Annotated in this window: 19 protein-coding genes; 11 read left to right on the forward strand and 8 right to left on the reverse strand. The window is 67.7% G+C overall.

Features of this window, described 5'->3' with window-relative positions; genetic code table 11:
- The first annotated feature begins 21 nt into the window (after positions 1 to 21).
- A complete protein-coding gene (locus tag AC6I6X_RS01190; protein ID WP_497928691.1) occupies positions 22 to 1,011 on the forward strand; it encodes an AIR synthase family protein in 990 nt (329 codons plus the stop codon).
- Here the strand turns inward: AC6I6X_RS01190 and AC6I6X_RS01195 are convergent.
- Positions 975 to 2,111 (reverse strand): NAD-binding protein, encoded by a 1,137-nt coding sequence (locus AC6I6X_RS01195; protein WP_497928692.1) that lies wholly within the window; start codon positions 2,109 to 2,111, stop codon positions 975 to 977. The genes AC6I6X_RS01190 and AC6I6X_RS01195 overlap by 37 nt on opposite strands.
- 51 nt (positions 2,112 to 2,162) lie before the next feature.
- Positions 2,163 to 2,969: a crotonase/enoyl-CoA hydratase family protein gene (locus tag AC6I6X_RS01200; RefSeq protein ID WP_497928693.1), complete on the reverse strand. Its 807-nt coding sequence runs from the start codon at positions 2,967 to 2,969 to the stop codon at positions 2,163 to 2,165.
- A gap of 235 nt (positions 2,970 to 3,204) precedes the next feature.
- On the opposite strand from AC6I6X_RS01200, the gene AC6I6X_RS01205 reads away from it, so the two are divergent.
- Positions 3,205 to 3,402 (forward strand): hypothetical protein, encoded by a 198-nt coding sequence (locus AC6I6X_RS01205; RefSeq protein ID WP_497928694.1) that lies wholly within the window; start codon positions 3,205 to 3,207, stop codon positions 3,400 to 3,402.
- A 3-nt stretch (positions 3,403 to 3,405) separates the two neighbouring features.
- On the opposite strand, the gene AC6I6X_RS01210 is transcribed toward AC6I6X_RS01205, so the two are convergent.
- From AC6I6X_RS01210 to AC6I6X_RS01220, 3 genes are all read right to left on the reverse strand, one after another.
- Complete coding sequence (locus tag AC6I6X_RS01210; RefSeq protein WP_497928695.1) at positions 3,406 to 4,638, reverse strand: lactate racemase domain-containing protein; 1,233 nt, start codon at positions 4,636 to 4,638, stop codon at positions 3,406 to 3,408.
- 44 nt (positions 4,639 to 4,682) lie between these two features.
- Positions 4,683 to 5,537, reverse strand: coding sequence for a phosphatase PAP2 family protein (locus AC6I6X_RS01215; RefSeq protein ID WP_497928696.1), 855 nt, complete (start codon positions 5,535 to 5,537; stop codon positions 4,683 to 4,685).
- 139 nt (positions 5,538 to 5,676) lie between these two features.
- Positions 5,677 to 8,391, reverse strand: coding sequence for an AAA domain-containing protein (locus AC6I6X_RS01220; RefSeq protein ID WP_497928697.1), 2,715 nt, complete (start codon positions 8,389 to 8,391; stop codon positions 5,677 to 5,679).
- A gap of 164 nt (positions 8,392 to 8,555) precedes the next feature.
- Here AC6I6X_RS01220 and AC6I6X_RS01225 point away from each other — a divergent pair, with 164 nt between their 5' ends.
- The gene (locus tag AC6I6X_RS01225; RefSeq protein ID WP_497928698.1) at positions 8,556 to 9,101 is read left to right on the forward strand and encodes an SPW repeat protein; all 546 of its coding nucleotides are present in this window, start codon (positions 8,556 to 8,558) and stop codon (positions 9,099 to 9,101) included.
- Positions 9,102 to 9,111: 10 nt separating this feature from the next.
- On the opposite strand, the gene AC6I6X_RS01230 is transcribed toward AC6I6X_RS01225, so the two are convergent.
- A complete protein-coding gene (locus AC6I6X_RS01230; RefSeq protein WP_497928699.1) occupies positions 9,112 to 9,363 on the reverse strand; it encodes a hypothetical protein in 252 nt (83 codons plus the stop codon).
- 189 nt (positions 9,364 to 9,552) lie between these two features.
- On the opposite strand from AC6I6X_RS01230, the gene AC6I6X_RS01235 reads away from it, so the two are divergent.
- From AC6I6X_RS01235 to AC6I6X_RS01245, 3 genes are all read left to right on the forward strand, one after another.
- Complete coding sequence (locus AC6I6X_RS01235) at positions 9,553 to 10,104, forward strand: hypothetical protein (protein WP_497928700.1); 552 nt, start codon at positions 9,553 to 9,555, stop codon at positions 10,102 to 10,104.
- Positions 10,105 to 10,165: 61 nt separating this feature from the next.
- Positions 10,166 to 10,627 (forward strand): nuclear transport factor 2 family protein, encoded by a 462-nt coding sequence (locus AC6I6X_RS01240; protein WP_497928701.1) that lies wholly within the window; start codon positions 10,166 to 10,168, stop codon positions 10,625 to 10,627.
- On the forward strand, positions 10,624 to 10,839 hold the full coding sequence (locus AC6I6X_RS01245; protein ID WP_497928702.1) for a DUF8527 family protein: 216 nt from the start codon (positions 10,624 to 10,626) through the stop codon (positions 10,837 to 10,839). The genes AC6I6X_RS01240 and AC6I6X_RS01245 overlap by 4 nt, the downstream gene beginning before the upstream one ends.
- 51 nt (positions 10,840 to 10,890) lie before the next feature.
- Here AC6I6X_RS01245 and AC6I6X_RS01250 read toward each other — a convergent pair whose 3' ends face one another.
- Positions 10,891 to 11,847 carry a zinc-dependent metalloprotease gene (locus tag AC6I6X_RS01250; RefSeq protein ID WP_497928703.1) on the reverse strand — a complete coding sequence of 319 codons (957 nt, stop codon included), beginning with the start codon at positions 11,845 to 11,847 and terminating at the stop codon, positions 10,891 to 10,893.
- 135 nt (positions 11,848 to 11,982) lie between these two features.
- Positions 11,983 to 12,285, reverse strand: a complete 303-nt coding sequence (locus AC6I6X_RS01255; RefSeq protein ID WP_497928704.1) for a hypothetical protein — start codon at positions 12,283 to 12,285, stop codon at positions 11,983 to 11,985.
- Between the two features lie 108 nt (positions 12,286 to 12,393).
- Here AC6I6X_RS01255 and AC6I6X_RS01260 point away from each other — a divergent pair, with 108 nt between their 5' ends.
- The 5 genes from AC6I6X_RS01260 to AC6I6X_RS01280 all read left to right on the forward strand — a co-directional run bounded on the left by AC6I6X_RS01260 (position 12,394) and on the right by AC6I6X_RS01280 (position 16,493).
- Positions 12,394 to 12,621 carry an LSM domain-containing protein gene (locus AC6I6X_RS01260; RefSeq protein WP_497928705.1) on the forward strand — a complete coding sequence of 76 codons (228 nt, stop codon included), beginning with the start codon at positions 12,394 to 12,396 and terminating at the stop codon, positions 12,619 to 12,621.
- Complete coding sequence (locus tag AC6I6X_RS01265; protein WP_250139943.1) at positions 12,618 to 12,794, forward strand: 50S ribosomal protein L37e; 177 nt, start codon at positions 12,618 to 12,620, stop codon at positions 12,792 to 12,794. The genes AC6I6X_RS01260 and AC6I6X_RS01265 overlap by 4 nt, the downstream gene beginning before the upstream one ends.
- A gap of 184 nt (positions 12,795 to 12,978) precedes the next feature.
- Entirely contained in the window at positions 12,979 to 14,172 is a 1,194-nt protein-coding gene (locus AC6I6X_RS01270; RefSeq protein WP_497928706.1) for a threonine synthase, read from the forward strand.
- Between the two features lie 427 nt (positions 14,173 to 14,599).
- Positions 14,600 to 15,598, forward strand: a complete 999-nt coding sequence (locus tag AC6I6X_RS01275) for a M3 family metallopeptidase (protein ID WP_497928707.1) — start codon at positions 14,600 to 14,602, stop codon at positions 15,596 to 15,598.
- A gap of 148 nt (positions 15,599 to 15,746) precedes the next feature.
- The gene (locus tag AC6I6X_RS01280; RefSeq protein WP_497928708.1) at positions 15,747 to 16,493 is read left to right on the forward strand and encodes a class I SAM-dependent methyltransferase; all 747 of its coding nucleotides are present in this window, start codon (positions 15,747 to 15,749) and stop codon (positions 16,491 to 16,493) included.
- Positions 16,494 to 16,519 lie beyond the last annotated feature (26 nt).

The raw sequence follows: 16,519 nt of genomic DNA on the forward strand, positions 1-16,519 counted from the left end.
CAGATCGTCCCAGTTCGTCGTATGCCTGGGAAGGTCGGCCCGGACGACTTGCTCGCGCACGTGTTCGATCGGACGGGAAGCGCCGCGGACGACGAGACGGTTCGACTGGGGCCAGCCTACGGCGAGGACGCCGCCGCGATCGACTGGCCGGGGGACGGATCGGACACGCTCGTCGTCAGTTCGGATCCGATCTCGCTCGCGGCGGAGGGGGTCGGGACGCTGGGCGTTGCCGTCGCCTGCAACGACGTCGCCGCCTCGGGTGCCGATCCCCGGTGGCTCACGGTCGTCATCCTGCTCCCGGACGCGGACGCGCCGCTCGAGACGATCACCGACGACCTGGACGCGGCCGCCCGCGAGGTCGGCGCCTCGATCGTCGGTGGTCACACGGAGTACGTCGATCAACTCGATCGGCCGCTGCTCTCGCTGACGGCGATGGGCGCGACCGACGCGTTCGTGCCGACCGGTGGCGCCGAACCCGGCGATCGGATCCTCCTGACCAAGGCCGCCGGTATCGAGGGGACGGCGATCCTCGCGGCCGACTTCGGGGACGACCTCGACGTCGACGCGGCGATCCGCGAGCGAGCGGAGGCATTCCTCGACGAGATCAGCATCGTGCCGGACGCGCGCGTCGTCCGCGAGTACGCGACGGGGATGCACGATCCCACGGAGGGCGGCGTCGCGGCCGGACTCGTCGAACTCGCACGCACCTCGAACGTTCGTCTCGAAGTGGAGCGGAAGGCCGTCCCGATCCGGCCCGAAACGGAGCGACTCTGCGAGGCGGCGGAGGTCGATCCGCTCCGCATCTTCGGCTCCGGGGCCCTGCTCGCGACCGTCCCGGAGGCGTCGGTCGGGGCGGCGATCGACGACCTCACGGACGCCGGCATCGAGGCCGCGGAGATCGGCACCGTCCGGGCTGGAGAGCCGGAACTCGTCCTCGACGGGGAGTCGATCGTCGGCCCGGTTGAGGACGACCTCTACCCGCTCTGGGCTGCGGCAGACGCGGCCGACTGACGAGCGGGCGACCCGAGCGCCGCCTCGATCGTCGCGTTCGCGAGGACCTGTTCGGGCGCGAGGACGACGTCCGCCCCGGCCCGTTCGAGCGCGCCGATCGCCTCGCGGTCCGCGACGGCGACGATCCGGGCGTCCGTGGCGTTCCGTGCGGTCAGTACGGCGTAGCTGTTCCCGGCGGCGTCGCTCGTCGCGGCGAGGACGACGTCGGCGTCGTCGATTCCCGCCCGATCGAGCGTGGCTCCGTCGGTCGGATCGCCGACCGTCACGTCGACGTCGCGATCCTCGAGGGTCGCGACCGCCTCGTCGTCGCTCGTCACGACGGTGATCGACGTCGACTGCGCGACGAGCGCGTCGAGGATGGGCGCGGCCCGCTCGTCGTAACCGAGGACGACGATTCTGGGGGCGTTCCGATCGGCGGCGATCGCTACCCCCCGCCCGGTCCGCGAGAGGCGGCGATCGAGCATCGGCCCGAACAGGCTCCCGGCCGCGACGGCGACCGTCGCCGGCCCGAGCAGGACCAGCGAGGCCGCGAACAGGCGAGCGCCCTCGCTCGCCGCGTGCACGTCGCCGTAGCCGACCGTGGTCGCGGTTACGAGGGTGAAGTAGACGGCGTCGGCGACGGTGTGGAGTTCGTCGAACTCGCCGCGCAGCGCGTAGGCGCCGACTGTGCCGTAACAGAAGACGCCGACGATCGTCACCAGGCTCCCGAGTTGCGTCGGCGTCAGCGCGCTCGATCGCGTGAACCGATCGCTCGTGACCAGGAGAACGACGAAACCGCCGGTCGCGGTGACGATCAGCGGGATCGACAGCGGCCGGAACTGGGCGACGCCGTGGACGGCCGCCAGCGCGACGAGGACCGTCGCGCCGACGTAGGCGATCCTGAACCCGCGGCGCATTCCCCAGGCGGAGACCAGTAGCGTGAACCCGAGGACGGTTCCGCTGAACTCGGCAACGGCCTGGATCGCACCGAGCGTACCGGTCGCGTCGACGGACGGTTCGGTCGGGATCGAGAGGATGCCGGTCGCGATCGAGACGAGTGCGATGATGACGACGATCCAGACGGCGACGGGGGCCCCGTGTCGTCGAACGCGGTCGAGCATAGCGATTCCACCACGCCGACGGCAGTAAATCCCCGCCAGCAACACCGCGAGCTACCCGTTCTTCTCGTCCCGACGATCGTCGGCGTCGCGCCCCCTCTCGCGGTGTCTCTCGACGGGGTCGTCGATCCCGTCGCCGTGACGGCCCTCGCCGGCCGCGAAGCGATCGGCGCCCTCGAACGCCGTCTCGAGCGCGCGACGGCCGTGCCAGGCCTCGATCTGTAGCCCCTTCCCGATCGGTTCGCCGAGCCCCTCGTACAGCGCCGCCCGGTCCGTTCGCACGGTCGTCTGGGGGAACGCCGCGATCCGCTCGCCGAGTTCGATCGCCGTCTCGAGGGCCGCGCCGTCGTCGACGACCCGGTTGACCAGCCCCCACTCCCGCGCTTCGGCCGCGTCGACGGGCCTCCCGGTGAGGATCATCTCGAGGGCCCGGCCCTGGCCGACGATCCGCGGGAGTCGCTGGGTCCCGCCGTCGACCAGCGGGACGCCGAACCGCCGCTCGAAACAGCCGAACGTCGCCCCCTCGCCGGCGACCCGGAGGTCACACCACAGCGCCATCTCGAGACCGCCGGCGACGCAGTGGCCCTCGACGGCCGCGATCGTCGGCTTTGCGACCTGCATCCGGGTGAAGCCGAGCCACCCGTCGTCACCGTCTTCCAGGTCCATCTCCTTCAGGTCGGCCCCGGCCGAGAACGTCTCCTCGTCGCCGGTCAACACGCCGACGAGCGCGTGCTCGTCGTCGTCGAACCGCCGCCAGGCGTCGCCGAGTTCGATCGCCGTCTCGCGATCGATCGCGTGTTTCGCCCCGGGTCGATCGATGGAGATCACCGCGACAGGGCCCCGTCGTTCGTAGCTGACCATACGTCCCGTCTCCGCGGCCGGATGGAAATAGCCTCGGCCGCGATCGGGCCGATCCGCCGACGCTATAGTAGCAACTGAAACGATTCACACACTGATCGCACAGCCGTCCTGCGATCAGGTGTACATTGACTTTCAGTTGCTACTATAGTCCCCGTCGCCTCCCGCGACGAAAACGGACGACGACGCCCGAATGCGCCTGCCTGCCACTTATTGACGTAGAGCGATCGCTAGCTGTATGGCGACGATCGCGTACGAGCGGCCGGACGGAACGGCCGAGGAGACGGTCGACGCCGGGAACATCACCGACTCCGGAAAGGTCCAGGGCCTCCGGATCAAACTCGAGGACGAGAGCTTCATCCACCTGCCGTACACCCGGATCTACTGGGTGCGGATGAGCGAGGACGAGGGCAAGGTGAACTACTCCTCGGCGTAGGGCTCAGGTCGCGTCGACGAGCAACGTGTTCAGCGCGTCCGGCACGACAAGGACATCGCTCCCGGGGTCGATCGCGTCCGCCACGTCGTCTTCGGCGTGCATGAGACGCTCCTCGACGATCGCCGGCGCGTCGCTGTTCGTCACGTAGAGATCGTGCTCCCGGAGGACGCGTGCCACGACGAACGCCCGCTGGGCGCCGGGTTCGTACCCCTCGCGCATGTCCTCGTAGAGCGACTCGGCGTCGTCTGCTTCGCGCAGTCGCCGGGAGAACCGTTGCTCTCCCGTCCCGTCGCCGGCCCCTTCGGGAAGCGCGGCGGGGACGACGAGTCGGCCACTTTCGCGGAGCGGATTCCGATCGCCCAGCGCTACGTAGGTCGCGCCCCGCGTCGCCTGGTAGAGGGTGGCGTCCTTCGGCGCACCGACGCCGCAGACGACCGCGTCGAAATCGCGATCGATCGGGACCGAGAGCGCCTCGCGGCCGATCGACGTGAGTTCGCGCACGACCCGCCGCCCCTCACCGGCGCGGACGCCGAGCACGCCTGCCGGGCCGTGCGTGAGGTTGAGCGAGAAGTCGAGACCGACCAGATCGCCGGCCGCGTCGATCGTCTCGCGGAAGGGGTTCCCATCGACGCGGCCGAGTCGAACGCCGTCGCGGGCCAGCATCTCGGGGCCGTGCGTGTACCTGATCAGTGACTCGCTCCCCGCACCGATCGCGACCGTCTTCGCGCCGCCGCTGAAGCCGGCGTACTGGTGGGGTTCGACGACGCCGGTCGAGAGCACCGCGTCGGCGTTCGCGACGGGGGTGCCGATTTCGACCGGGACGTCGTCCTCGCCGACCGTCCCGACCTCCACGACCGACTCGGGGTCGTGATTGACCGCCAGATCGGCGTGCAGGCCGAGCATCGCTTCGATCTCTTCCTCGGTCATCGGCCGGTGGAGTCCGAGGCCGATCACGACCGTCACCCGGTCTCGATCGACCCCGATCGACGCCAGCCGATCGAGCAAGACGTCCAGCAACACGTCGTCGGGTGCGGTACGGGTGACGTCGGTGACGACGATCGCGACCTCGTCCGCCGGATCGACACGGGCCGACAGCGACGGGCCCAGCGGTTCGTCGAGCGCGCGCTCGGCGGCCGCCCGGACCTCGACGGTGTCGCCGCCCGGCGGGTCGGCGATCGTCACGTCACAGTGATCGAGGCGTGGCTCGATCGTCCCGTCGCCCAGCGGGAGTTCCATGGGTGGCCTTCGTCGGCCAGTGGAAAAAGTCCCGCTCTCGCCGATCAGCGCGAGGCGTCGAGGGGACCGATCGCGAGGCGGCCGACCGCGGCGGGTGCCAGTAGGATGGCGACGAAGAGGGCGGCGTTGACGGCGACGATCGTCGCGGAGGCGAGGAGGCTCGAAAAGAGCGCGCCGACGATCGATTCGAGGGCGACCCCGAGGCCGATAGCCCCACCTCCGACGGCGACGAGCACGCCGCCTTCCAGGCGCGATCGAAGGTCGGGAAGCGACCCGAGGCGCGTCGAGGCCAGCATACCGCCGAGGCTCCCGCCGAGCGCGACCAGGGCGTCGGGGTCACCGCCGGTGACGAGAACGGCAGGAACCCCGAGGACGACACCGAGTGCGAACCCCCGTCGTGGCTCGCCGTCGACGATCGCGTGGACGGCGAGCAAAAAGCCCAGACCGACCAGCGCGCCGACGATCACGTCACCGAGGTAGTGGACGCCGAGGACGACCCGCGAGAGCGAGACGAGTGCGATCACGACGCCCGTGGCGGCGATTGCGACGGGGTCCCGGGACCGATCGAAGGCGAGCAACAGGCCGCCGTAGACGAGCGATGCCGCGAACGCGTGGCCGCTGGGAAAGCCGTACGGATCGCCGTCATAGGCGATCAGGTAGACGTCTTCCGGCGGTCGCGGGAGTCCGACGAGCGTCTTGAGAACGAGGATGAAGCCGACGCCGGCGACCGCGTAGCTGACGACGAGCGCCGTCTCGCGGCGGCGCGTGAGCCAGTACAGTACGGCGAGGACGATCATCAGGACCGCCGCGCCGCCGAACTCCGTGACGGCGACGGCCAGGTCGACCCACGCCTCGGGGAAGGCCTCCCTGATCGCGGCGCTCTCCGCTTCGAATCGCATTCGGGTCGAGAATGCGACGTCCGGAAGGAAAACGTATCGGTCGATCGGCGACGTCGCCCGGCCGATCGAAGTTGCGCATGCGGTTGCGCCTGTGTCGCCCTCGATTCCGCTCACCGCTTGCTCTGTTCGAGCATCCCGATCACCGCCTTGCCCACTCGAGCATCCGCTCGTAGACGGGGTCGGATGCGAGCGCCTGCGAGTCACCCACCAGCACCAGCGCGCGCTTGGGCCGGGTGAGCGCGACGTTGATCCGCCGGTAGTCCTCGAAGATCGGCCCCTCGAGCCGACCCGTCGCGGTGAAGGAGACGACGATCACCTCCTGGCTCGACCCCTGGAAGCGATCGACCGTGTCGACGGCGACGTCCGCGGGAACGTGGCTCGAAATCTCCGACACTTGCGCCCGGAATGGCGCGATGACGCCGATCGACGATCGCTCGAGGCCGGCCGCCTCGTAGCGCTCGATCAGGTCGGCGATGCGGGCCGCCTCCTCGCTGTCCGTGTACCGGCTGGGATCGCCCTCGACGTCGACGAACGTGACGGGATCTCGCAGTTCGACGGGGAGGTCCTCGCGGGAGACGCCCGCGAGGTCGTCCAGCGTCCGCGCGGCCACCCCCGGTTCGGCCGGCCGGAGGTTCCCGTCGTAGAACTCCGTCGACGCGAACGCCTGGATGCGCTGGTTCATCCGGTACTGCCGATCGAGCATCACCCCGGCGTCGGGATGCAGGTCGACCAGTCGCTCGAACAGCGACTCCGTGAGGTCGTTCTCGGCCCGCACGACCGGCGGCAACTGCTCGTGGTCGCCGACGAGCACGAACCGATCGGCGAGGTTGATCGCCGCGTACGTACCGGGTTCGGTAAGCTGGCCGGCCTCGTCGACCAGCGCGACGTCGAATGCCTGTTCTTTCATCACCCGCGACCCGCAGGTCGCGGTGGTCGCGGCGACGACCTGTGCGTCCTGCAACTTCGCGACGCGGTCCTCCGGATCGCCCGCCTGTTCGAGCCGGTAGGGTTCCATGTCTTCGCGAACGCCGCTCTCGGAGCCGACGCGGACGATCCGGTCCCGATCGATCACGTCCGCTAGCTGTTCGAGCAGCGCCTCCAGCGCGTTGTCGACCGCACGGTTCGTAAAGGCCGACAGCAGGACGCGTTCGCCGCGCTCGACCATCGCGCGGATGGCGCGAGCGATCGTGTAGGTCTTCCCGGTGCCCGGCGGGCCGTGGATCAGCGCGCAGTCGCGCGCGCCCACCGCCTTCGTCACGGCCTCGTTCTGCGCGTCGTTGTTGTCGATGAACGTCTCGTCGATCCGATCAAATTCGGGAGCAGTCCGCCCGAACAGGACGTCCTTGCGCCGATCGTCGCCCTTCAGCAGGCAGTCGTGGAGCGCGACGAGGAGCCGATCGGTCGTGAGTTCGGAGGGGTAGACGTCGAGGCGCGTGACTTCGACGGCTTCGTCGGCGGTCAGGACGACCTCGTCCTCGTCCAGCCGTTCGATGCGAGCCAGTTCCGACTGGCCCCGGACCGGGTGACCGTCGCTGGCCAGCACGAGGTCGCCCTCGCGAAGCTTCGAGGTCGCACCGCCCTCCCGGCGGGCCCGGAGTTCCCAGCGTCCGCCGTCGAGTTCGCGTTTCGCCTCGAACTGGAGGTCGATCAGCGCGCGATCGTCGTCGGCCCGCTCCTGGGCGTCTTGCTCCCAGAGTTTGGCGTACTCGCGGTGGACCTGGCGGCGCTCCTCCTCGATCGCGCGGTAGAATCGATCGAAGTAGTCGCGCTCCTCGGCGGGCAGGGGCTGGCCGATCTGACCGGCCTTCGACTCCTGATCGAGTCGACCCGAGACGACCATACAGGTGTCCTGTTCGAAACAGTACTCGCACTTCGCGTCGCCCTCGTAGCCGGTCGGGACGTCGCCCGCGATCTCCATCGCCGCGATCTCGTTTCGCAGGCGGACGACGAACTTCAGGAGGCCGTCGCCCATCGAGAACTCCTTGGCCGGCGTGAGGTCGCCGGTCTCCTCGTTGCGATCGAGCGCCGAGTTCTTCGTGTACAGCAACGTGCCGGTGTCGACGTCCCCGCCGTGTTCCTCGAGCAAGAGCGCGTAGCAAGCGGCCTGCACCTTGTCCTTGAACCGAGGGTCCTTTTTGAGGTTCTTGCCGGTCTTGAGTTCGACCGGCGCGCCCCGCCGGATGGCGTCGGCCCGCCCCCGGATGCCGAACGTCTCGCTGATGAGCAACTGTTCGGACCGCCAGCTGTCTTCCTCCGTGAGCCGACCCTGCTCGAGCCACCCCTCGATCGCGGCGGCGTTCTCGCGGACCTCCTCGGCGACGGCGTCGGCCGGTTCGCCCAGCAAGCCGAGATCGAGGCCGTGTTCCTCGACGCGGGCGTCGATCGACTCCTCGAGGTCCCGACCGCGGAGCAGGTCGCCGAACACCTCGTGGACGATCGTCCCTTTCACGACGGGGTAGTTCAGCGGCACTCCCGACAGCTTGTTCAGGTAGTAGAGCCGGGGACACTCGACCCAGTTCCGGATCGCCGTCACGTTGACGAGGAAACTGGGCTCGACCACGACGTAGGAGTCACCCGTCGTCGCGTACTGGGATTCGCCCCTGTACTCCTCTTCTTTGGCGTCGGTCACCAGGAGTTCCATCCCCGGTTCGAGCAACTCCGCGGACTCGGTCCACTTGTTCCAGAGGGTGACCGTCGTGGGGTCGTGACCGCCGTCGGGAGGGGCCCGTCCCGCCGCTCGATCGGGCCCTGCGTCGTCCACGAGTAACGGGACTTCGGCGAGGTCGCTCTCGCCGTACTGGGTCGACACCGATCGAACCTCGACCTCGCCCGCGACGGTTCCGCGTACGTGCACGGCTACTCGTCACGGGCGAGCAGTCAAAAACGCTATCGGTCGTCGACGGGAGACGGGGTCGCGCGACCGACGCGTAGTAACCCCGGATTACCCCGTCCGGAACGATCAGGTCCGGTGCAACGGTCGATACGGCTTTTGAGCGCACGCGGCGTAGCGCCCGCTGCATGAGTGACTCGAATCGCGACGAGCGACGCACAGAAACGTCCACCGACGTGACCGACGACCGGGCGACGAACACGGGGACCGACGTCGACTCCGGTACCGGCGTCGGCGATCGCGACGATCCGGGACGCGATCACCGCGACGAGTCGACGCAGATCGCGAGCGAAGAGCGGCGGCGCAAGACGTCGCTGGTCAGCCTGATCGTGGCCGTCCTCGGCGCGTGGGTCGCCGTGTCGGTCCTCATCTACGACGTCGCGGCGGCGACGCTCTGGAACAACCTCCTCGTCGGAACCGTCGTCTTCCTCGCCGCCGGCTACAACTACTACCGACTCACCAACGACGTGCCGCTCAGCGTCGGCGTCGCCGCGCTGGTCGCGCTGCTTGGAATCTGGTTGATCGTCGCACCGGCACTGCTCGGGATGGGAACCGGCGCGTTCTGGAGTACGCTGGTTACCGGGCTGCTGATCGCGGGACTGGCCGGTTACAACGCCTACGAGGCACGCGAGGCCCGGGCGGTCGCGACCGAACCTGAACCGGGAGCACCCTGATACGGACTGGTCAGTTCGCAGGTCCGAACTCGGACTCGAGCGTTCGACGGCGGTGTTCGGCAGCGTGATGGCCGGTGGCAACGACCGCGAACGCCACCATCGCGACGGCGAAGGCGACGGAGACGATCGGCGGGACGCCGTTTACGTAACTGTTGAGCAGTTGACCAGCGGCCAGTGACAGCGGACCGAACAGGAGCAGCGAACTCGTCGTCGGATCGGCACGAAACAGTGAGACGATCGAGGAAATCCGGCTGGCTGACATGGACAAGCGTCGGTTACACGTCCTGTCGAGTCCACCATCGTATCCTTTTTGGTTCAGTTGGCGTCCTTGCTCTCGTCCCACGGCTTCAGCCGCAGGCGTTCGCCTGTCCGTTCTGTAATCCCCCTGGAGTATCCGTTCGAATTCGTTCCAACCGATACGTTAATTCCGCCAGCCTCACAACGACTACGTATGCGGATTCGCGAGTGGCAGGACATCCTCGAAGACGTCACCGAGCGGGATGGAGACCCCGAGGACTGGCGGGCCGTCGCCGGTGACCGTGCCGGCGGCGTCGGCGAAGACATGTACCTCGCGCATCCCCGCGCTGGGGTCTTTTTCCTGAAGACCTACGCGAAGAACCCCTTCGAGGTTCGCGGTGTCGGCACGCAAGTCGCCCGGAAACTCGACGACGAGATCGGGTCGTTCATGCCCCGGGAGGAGTCCGGCGGCCGGTTCGCCGTCCAGTCGCCCCCGGAGGACGAGGACCACGCCGAGACCGTCTCGAAGCGTCTCGAGACCGTCCTCGAGACGCACTCCGACGCCCCGACCCGGCCCCAGGATCTCTTCGACGACGTGATGGAAGCGCTCGAGAGTCCCGCGTTCGGTCCGATGGAGTACGACCAGTACGATCGACCGAACGAACTCGACGACCTCGCCGATCGGTTCGAGGAGGCCGACGAACTGCTGGACGCGGAACTCGACGACCTCATCGAGACCGACGAGGTCGATCGCGGCTTCATGTGAGGACGCCCTGCGCTTGCGTCCGATGGGCCTTTGGGAGCGGACTCCGACACTCACGGTAGGAATGAGCGACACTGCCGAGGCCGTCGTCCGCGACTATTACACGGCGCTCCGGCGAGGGAACCCGCTGTCACCGTACTTCCTCGAGAGCGAGTCGACGGTCAAGTTCGGCGTCAGCGAGGCCCTGTTCGGGTTCGACGAGGTGCGCGAGGCCCTGCAGGAACAGACCGAGACGACCGGCGACTGGACCGTCGAGAGTTCGCGACTCGTCGTCGCCGATCGGGGTGCGAACGCCACGTTCGCCGACGACGTCAGGATGGCCTGGACCGATACGACGAGTGGCGAGGAGTACGACTTCGAGACGCGCTGGAGCGGGACGCTGGTCAGGCGGGACGAAGCGGATGGATCGACGTCGGTCGCGACCGGCGAGTCGAGGACAGCGGATGCAACGACTGGGGACGCCGGCGACGATCGGCCGGACTGGCTGTTCGCCTCGATGCACGTCAGCACCCCGCACGAGCTATGAGACGCAGTTCGGGTCGTGACCCGTCGAAACCGACCGGGTTGACGTCGTCGTCGACGCGGCTGGCGATCGGGTTCGTCCTCCTTATCGGCCTCTCGGGCGGGATGATCGCGATACAGGGCGGTGGGTCGCTGGCCGTCGTCGCGGCCGCCGTGCTGGGAAGTCTCGTCATCGGGAGTGCGTTGACGTGGTACCTGTACTGGATCCTCTCGTAACGCCGGCCGTGCCGATCGGGGTGACGGATGTCGTCGCCCTGTGACGGAGCGTCAGCGCTCGACGCGCTGGAGCCACAGCCCCGGCGTATCGAGTTCGTCGTGGGTCGGGAGGTTCTCCGGGTGGTCCCAGACCAGACTCGCCGTCTCGATGTCGCGGACGGCGACGACGTGCTCGAAGAAGTTCTTCCCGCGTTCGTACTGGCGCTGTTTGAGGCCCAGCCCCAGCAGCCGCCGGAACAGTTTCTGGAGCGGTCCGCGGCCCTGCCGGCGCGCGTCGAGTTTCCGGCGCAGGTCCTCGTACTCGTCGTCGAAGGCGTGGTCCATCAGCAGTTCCGCGTAGCCCTCGACGACGGTCATCGCCGCGTCGAGGTCCCGGAACGCCTCCCGGTCGAACGAGCCGTCCGACAGCGCCGCGATGCCGTCCTCCATCCGGTTCTCGAGGTGCGTCGAGAGCCACGGGGCGGCCCCGAACTCGGCGGCGTGGGTCACCTCGTGGAAGGCGATCCAGCGCCGGAACCGATCGGGGTCGACCTCCAGCATGTCGGCCACCTTGCGGATGTTCGGCCGGACGAAGTACAGCGCGTGCTCGTCTGCCGGCCGTTCGGCGAGCAACAGCGGGTCGTACTGTCCGAGGACGTTTCGCCCGAGAAAGGAGAGCAGGACGGTCATCGTCCCGGTGTTGATCGTCCGGGCGACGCCGGGGAACGTCTCGGTGTGGGTCTCGAGGGCCCCCATCACGCGTTCGAACGTCGCGACGTTGGCGTCGATCCAGTGGTGGCGGTTCTGGATCTCGACGGTGTCGGGGACGTCGAAGTCGACGCCGGAGATCGATCGGACCGCGGTGCGGGCGTCGCGGACGTCGCGTGCGTACCCCTCGCGCTCGCCGGGTTCGAGGTCGAGCGAACCGGCCTCCGTCGCGGCCTTGGCCGCATCGGCGGCCGACCGCCAGTCGATCGCGTCGGTACCGGACGCCCCGGCAACGGCCCGGGCGCTGCGATAGAGATTCACGAATACGGGTACGGGAGGCGGACGCAAAAGCGTTCGGCTCGTTCGGACCGGCGTCGTCCGGACTGCCGTACGGCGTTTCCGGTGCAGCCGCAGGGCGGTCGCGCTTGCACCGGTAACCCGTCACAGCAGACCGTATCAGCTGACGATGACGTCCGGTTCCTCCTCGAACTCCTGTTCTTCCGCCTCGTCGTCGCCGGCGAACTTCTTCGCGGCGATGGCGATGCCGACCAGGACGACGAGGGCGATCACCGCGCCGATCGCACCCTTGCCACCGGACTCCTCGTCGGTAACGGCGGCCTCGTCCTCGTCGGACTCCGATTCGACCTCCTCGTCCGTCCCGCTCTCGCCGATCGGGAGGGCGCTGTCGATCGCCTTGGGGCCGAACTGGGTGTCGCCGTCAAGATGCAACTCGATGAAGGTGAACTTCTTGTCGCCCATGGCCGAGGAGTCAACGAGCGTGTACTTAGCCGTTTGGTTGGCTGTAGACGACTGCAGTTCGGCCGCTGGACCGGTACGATTAAGTGTCCATCACCTGCGGTCTTTCGTATGAGTGGACGACCGCTGGACGTCCTCGAGGCGTCGCTCGGCGAACGCGTCGCAGTACGACTCAAGAGCGGTGACGAGTACATCGGCGATCTCGCGGGCTACGATCAGCACATGAATCTCGTCCTGGAAGACGTGACGATTCCGATCGACGGCGGCGTGGAGGAGGAAGCGCCGGTCGAAGACACAACGATTATACGCGGCGATAACGTCGTCTCGATCACTCCATGACTGGTGCAGGAACCCCGAGCCAAGGAAAGAAGAACAAGACGACCCACACCAAGTGTCGTCGCTGCGGAGAGAAATCCTACCACACCAAAAAGAAGGTCTGCTCGTCGTGTGGCTTCGGCAAGTCCGCCAAACGTCGCGACTACGAGTGGCAGTCGAAGTCCGGCGACAACTGAACGATCGAGCGCATCTTCTCTCGCTGTCCTCGACACCCGAGCGGTGCGGTTGTCCGAATCTACGATGGACAGCCATTATAGTAGCCACTGGAAGTCACTGTACACCCGATCGCAAAGCCGTCCTGCGATTGGTGTGTAAATCGTTCCAGTGGCTACTATAGTCTCGGGCCGCAAACACTCGTGTATGGAGACGACAGCCGCCTTCACCGGCCTCGAGTGTCGTGACTGCGGGCGTGCGTTCGACGCCGACGAGACCACGCACCGGTGTCCCGACTGTGACGGCATCCTCGACCCGGCCTACGACTACGACGCGATCGACCTCGATCGGGAGACGCTCGCGTCGCGGCCGTTCGACTCGCTGTGGCGCTACGAGGAACTGCTCCCGTTCACCCGCGAGTCGGCGGTGACGATGGACGAGGGGACGACGCCGCTGGTCGACTGCCCGCGACTGGCCGACGACCTCGGGGTCGATCGAGTCCTGCTCAAGGACGAGGGGCGAAATCCGACGGGGACGTTCAAGGATCGCGGCCAGACGGTGGCCGTGACCGCGGCCAGCCAGCACGGCGCGTCGGACGTCACGCTCGCCTCCGCGGGGAACGCGGGACAGGCCGCTTCGGCGTACGCCGGGCGCGCCGGCCTCGACTCGCACGTCTACCTCCCCGCCCGATCGGGCTTTACGAACAAGGCGATGGTCAACGTCCACGGCGGCGACATGAACGTCGTCGGCGGCCGGATCGGCGACGCCGCCGCGGCGTACGAGGAGGCCCTCGACGAGCACGACGACTGGTACCCGCTTCAGACGTTCGTCACCCCCTACCGGCACGAGGGCAAGAAGACGATGTACTACGAAGTCGTCGAACAACTCGACTGGGAGGTCCCCGACGCGATCTGTTACCCGACGGGCGGCGGCGTCGGCCTCGTGGGGATGTACAAGGCCGCCGTGGAGTTCCAGGATCTCGGGCTGACCGACGACCTCCCCGCCTTCTACGCGGCCCAAGCGTCGGGCTGTGCGCCGATCGTCGAGGCCGTCGAGTCCGATCGCGACGAGCACGAACCGGTCGAGAACCCGGACACAATCTGCGGCGGGATCGAAATTCCCGACCCCGGGGCGAGTCCGTGGATCCTCGAGGCGATCCGCGAGACCGACGGCGGCGCGGTCGCGACCGACGACCCGGACATCCTCGAGGCCGCGGTCCAGGTCGCCCAGCGGGAGGGCCTCGAGATGGCCCCGACGTGCGCGGCGGCGGTCAGCGGCGCGCTGGAACTCGCCGATCGCGGCGGGTTCGACGGCGACGAGACGATCGTAATTCTCAACACGGGGACCGGGAACAAGGAAGCGGACGTGCTCCGTAGCCATCTCATGAGCAAGGGGATCTGAGCCCTCCCGACTCGCTCGAGGGAGCGCTCCCCGTACTGGCTCGCTCTCGAAATCCGACGCGACGCCGTTCGGATACGTTGGGTAATCGGCACACTTTTGTGCAGGACGGATGACTAATCGCCAACGGTAGACGTCCGATGACCAACTAAGTTCTCTCTCGACTGGCTCCGCGCTTCCGTCGTCCAGTCAAGCCGCCGTATCGCGTTCGACCGCATGCCGACACCGACCAGCAACGTATGAGTCTACCGTCACGAGACGCTGTCGACGATCAGTATAGATTCGACCTGACCCGCATCTTCGAGACACCCGCCGAGTGGGACGACGCAGCGGAGACGCTGCGAGACCGACTCGAGGCGCTCGAGTCCCGTTCAGACCGCCCCCTTCGCTCGAGCGGCGACCTTCGCGACCTGCTCGCCCTGATCGAGGAGTGCCATCGACGAAAGCAACGCCTGGCGGCGACCGAGGCGGACTCCGCGGCTACGACTCGATCCGGGATCGCGACCTCCGCGGCACGTACCCCGAATCGGGGCTGGAACCGTCGCTCCCGACGCGGGTCCACGACACGCACCTCGAGACGATCCGGGCGAGCCTCGAACCGTACCACCGTGCTCAGGAACTGCGTCGCGAGCGACTCGGCGTGGATACGCTTCGGCCCTGGGACCGCGAGGTGTCGATCGCCGACCCGCCCGCCCCGGAGATTCCGTACGAAGATGCGATCGACCACATCCTCGCGGCGCTCGCTCCGCTCGGCGAGGCGTACGTCGATCGGGCGCGATCGTTCCTCGAGGGGCGGCGGATCGACGTCTTCCCGACGCAGGACAAGCGGACGGACATCCCCGCGTACTGTCCATCCTCGGCGGCGGACGGGGCATTCGTCCTCGCGAACTATCGCGAGGACGTCCGGACGATGTTCTTCGTCTGCCACGAACTCGGCCACGCGCTCAACGTCGCGTTCCACCGCGAGGGGCCGACGCGGTACGCGACCTGTCCGACGCCGATTTCCGAGATTCCCTCGATCCTCCACGAACTCCTTCTCGTCGACCACTGCCTCGAGGAAGGTGGTGCGCTCGCGACCCACGCTCGGAACCGGTATCTCGAGTGTATCGGGGGAAACTTCTACGACCAGGCGATGGACTCGGCGTTCGTCCATCGGCTGGCGACCGCCGTCGAGGCCGGTGACGAACTCTCTCCGGCGCGGATGCGCGAGGAGTACACGACGGTTCGGGGGGAGTTCTGCCCGGTCGTCGACACCGGCGACTGGGACGGACGAACCTGGTTCGGCAACGGACTGCGCGAGCCCTACAGCAGTTACCAGTACGTGCTCGGGGCGACGGGTGCACTCGTCGTCCACGATCGGCTCCGGAACGCTCGAACCAGAGGCGTACCGCTCGTTCCTCCGAAACACCGGGAGCGAACCGGTCCTTGAGTGTTTCGACCGGCTCGATATTGCGGTGACGACGTCCGAACCCTACGAGCGGGCAACGGAATCGTTCGACGCGTTCCTCGACCGAGTCTAGTCACCGCTTCCCACACCACGATCACGTATTTCACACGCCCCGGCGTCGAATACGCGTATGGATCCCGGCGACTACTTCGATGACCTCGCGGCGTTCTACGACGCCGTTCACGACCAGGAGGCAGACGACGTGGCGTTCTACCGCGATCTGGCTCACAGGGTGGACGGCCGGGTCCTCGAGGTGGGCTGTGGCACCGGTCGGATCTACCTCGAGTTGCTCCGTGCGGGCGTCGACGCCGACGGAATCGACGTCTCGAGCGAGTCGCTCGACCGGCTCCGCGAGAAGGCCGCCGAGTCGGGACTCGACCCGTCCGTCCGGGAGGCCGACGTCACCGCGTTCGACGCGAACCGGGAGTACGCGCTGGTGATCGTCCCCTTCCGCGCGTTCCTCCACCTGACCGAGGTCGACGAACAGCTCGACGCCCTCGAACGCATCCACGACGCGCTCGGTCCGGACGGTCGACTCGCGCTCAACGCGTTCGTCCCGAGCTTCGAGGTGATCTGCGAGCAGTACGGCGAGTGGGTCGAAGACGACCTCGAGATCGATGGCGATCGCTACAGGCGGCGGACCGTCACTGAACTGGCCGACGAAGTCGAGGGGACCGCTCGGATCCGGACGGTGATCTCCGACGCCGACGGCAACCGGATCGTCGACAGCAGCGACGAGTTGAAACTGCTCTCGAAGTCCGAGTTCGACCTGCTCTTCCGGTGTTCGCCGTTCTCGTCGTGGGAGGTCTACGGGGGCTTCGAATACGACTCGCTCGAGGACCCGAGCCAGGAGATGGTCTGGATCGCCGAAGGGTAACGCGACGACGAATCGTGTCAGTCAGT

The sequence above is a fragment of the Halosolutus sp. YCN4 genome (assembly GCF_059736495.1).

Bases quoted from the DNA above. Each gene is read 5' to 3' on its own strand.
- AC6I6X_RS01225 (WP_497928698.1), top strand. From the start codon at position 8,556: ATGAGTGACTCGAATCGCGACGAGCGACGCACAGAAACGTCCACCGAC.
- AC6I6X_RS01235 (WP_497928700.1), top strand. From the start codon at position 9,553: ATGCGGATTCGCGAGTGGCAGGACATCCTCGAAGACGTCACCGAGCGG.
- AC6I6X_RS01230 (WP_497928699.1), bottom strand. From the start codon at position 9,363: ATGTCAGCCAGCCGGATTTCCTCGATCGTCTCACTGTTTCGTGCCGAT.
- AC6I6X_RS01265 (WP_250139943.1), top strand. From the start codon at position 12,618: ATGACTGGTGCAGGAACCCCGAGCCAAGGAAAGAAGAACAAGACGACC.
- AC6I6X_RS01200 (WP_497928693.1), bottom strand. From the start codon at position 2,969: ATGGTCAGCTACGAACGACGGGGCCCTGTCGCGGTGATCTCCATCGAT.
- AC6I6X_RS01245 (WP_497928702.1), top strand. From the start codon at position 10,624: ATGAGACGCAGTTCGGGTCGTGACCCGTCGAAACCGACCGGGTTGACG.
- AC6I6X_RS01205 (WP_497928694.1), top strand. From the start codon at position 3,205: ATGGCGACGATCGCGTACGAGCGGCCGGACGGAACGGCCGAGGAGACG.
- AC6I6X_RS01195 (WP_497928692.1), bottom strand. From the start codon at position 2,111: ATGCTCGACCGCGTTCGACGACACGGGGCCCCCGTCGCCGTCTGGATC.
- AC6I6X_RS01280 (WP_497928708.1), top strand. From the start codon at position 15,747: ATGGATCCCGGCGACTACTTCGATGACCTCGCGGCGTTCTACGACGCC.
- AC6I6X_RS01260 (WP_497928705.1), top strand. From the start codon at position 12,394: ATGAGTGGACGACCGCTGGACGTCCTCGAGGCGTCGCTCGGCGAACGC.
- AC6I6X_RS01270 (WP_497928706.1), top strand. From the start codon at position 12,979: ATGGAGACGACAGCCGCCTTCACCGGCCTCGAGTGTCGTGACTGCGGG.
- AC6I6X_RS01190 (WP_497928691.1), top strand. From the start codon at position 22: ATGCCTGGGAAGGTCGGCCCGGACGACTTGCTCGCGCACGTGTTCGAT.
- AC6I6X_RS01215 (WP_497928696.1), bottom strand. From the start codon at position 5,537: ATGCGATTCGAAGCGGAGAGCGCCGCGATCAGGGAGGCCTTCCCCGAG.
- AC6I6X_RS01210 (WP_497928695.1), bottom strand. From the start codon at position 4,638: ATGGAACTCCCGCTGGGCGACGGGACGATCGAGCCACGCCTCGATCAC.
- AC6I6X_RS01255 (WP_497928704.1), bottom strand. From the start codon at position 12,285: ATGGGCGACAAGAAGTTCACCTTCATCGAGTTGCATCTTGACGGCGAC.
- AC6I6X_RS01240 (WP_497928701.1), top strand. From the start codon at position 10,166: ATGAGCGACACTGCCGAGGCCGTCGTCCGCGACTATTACACGGCGCTC.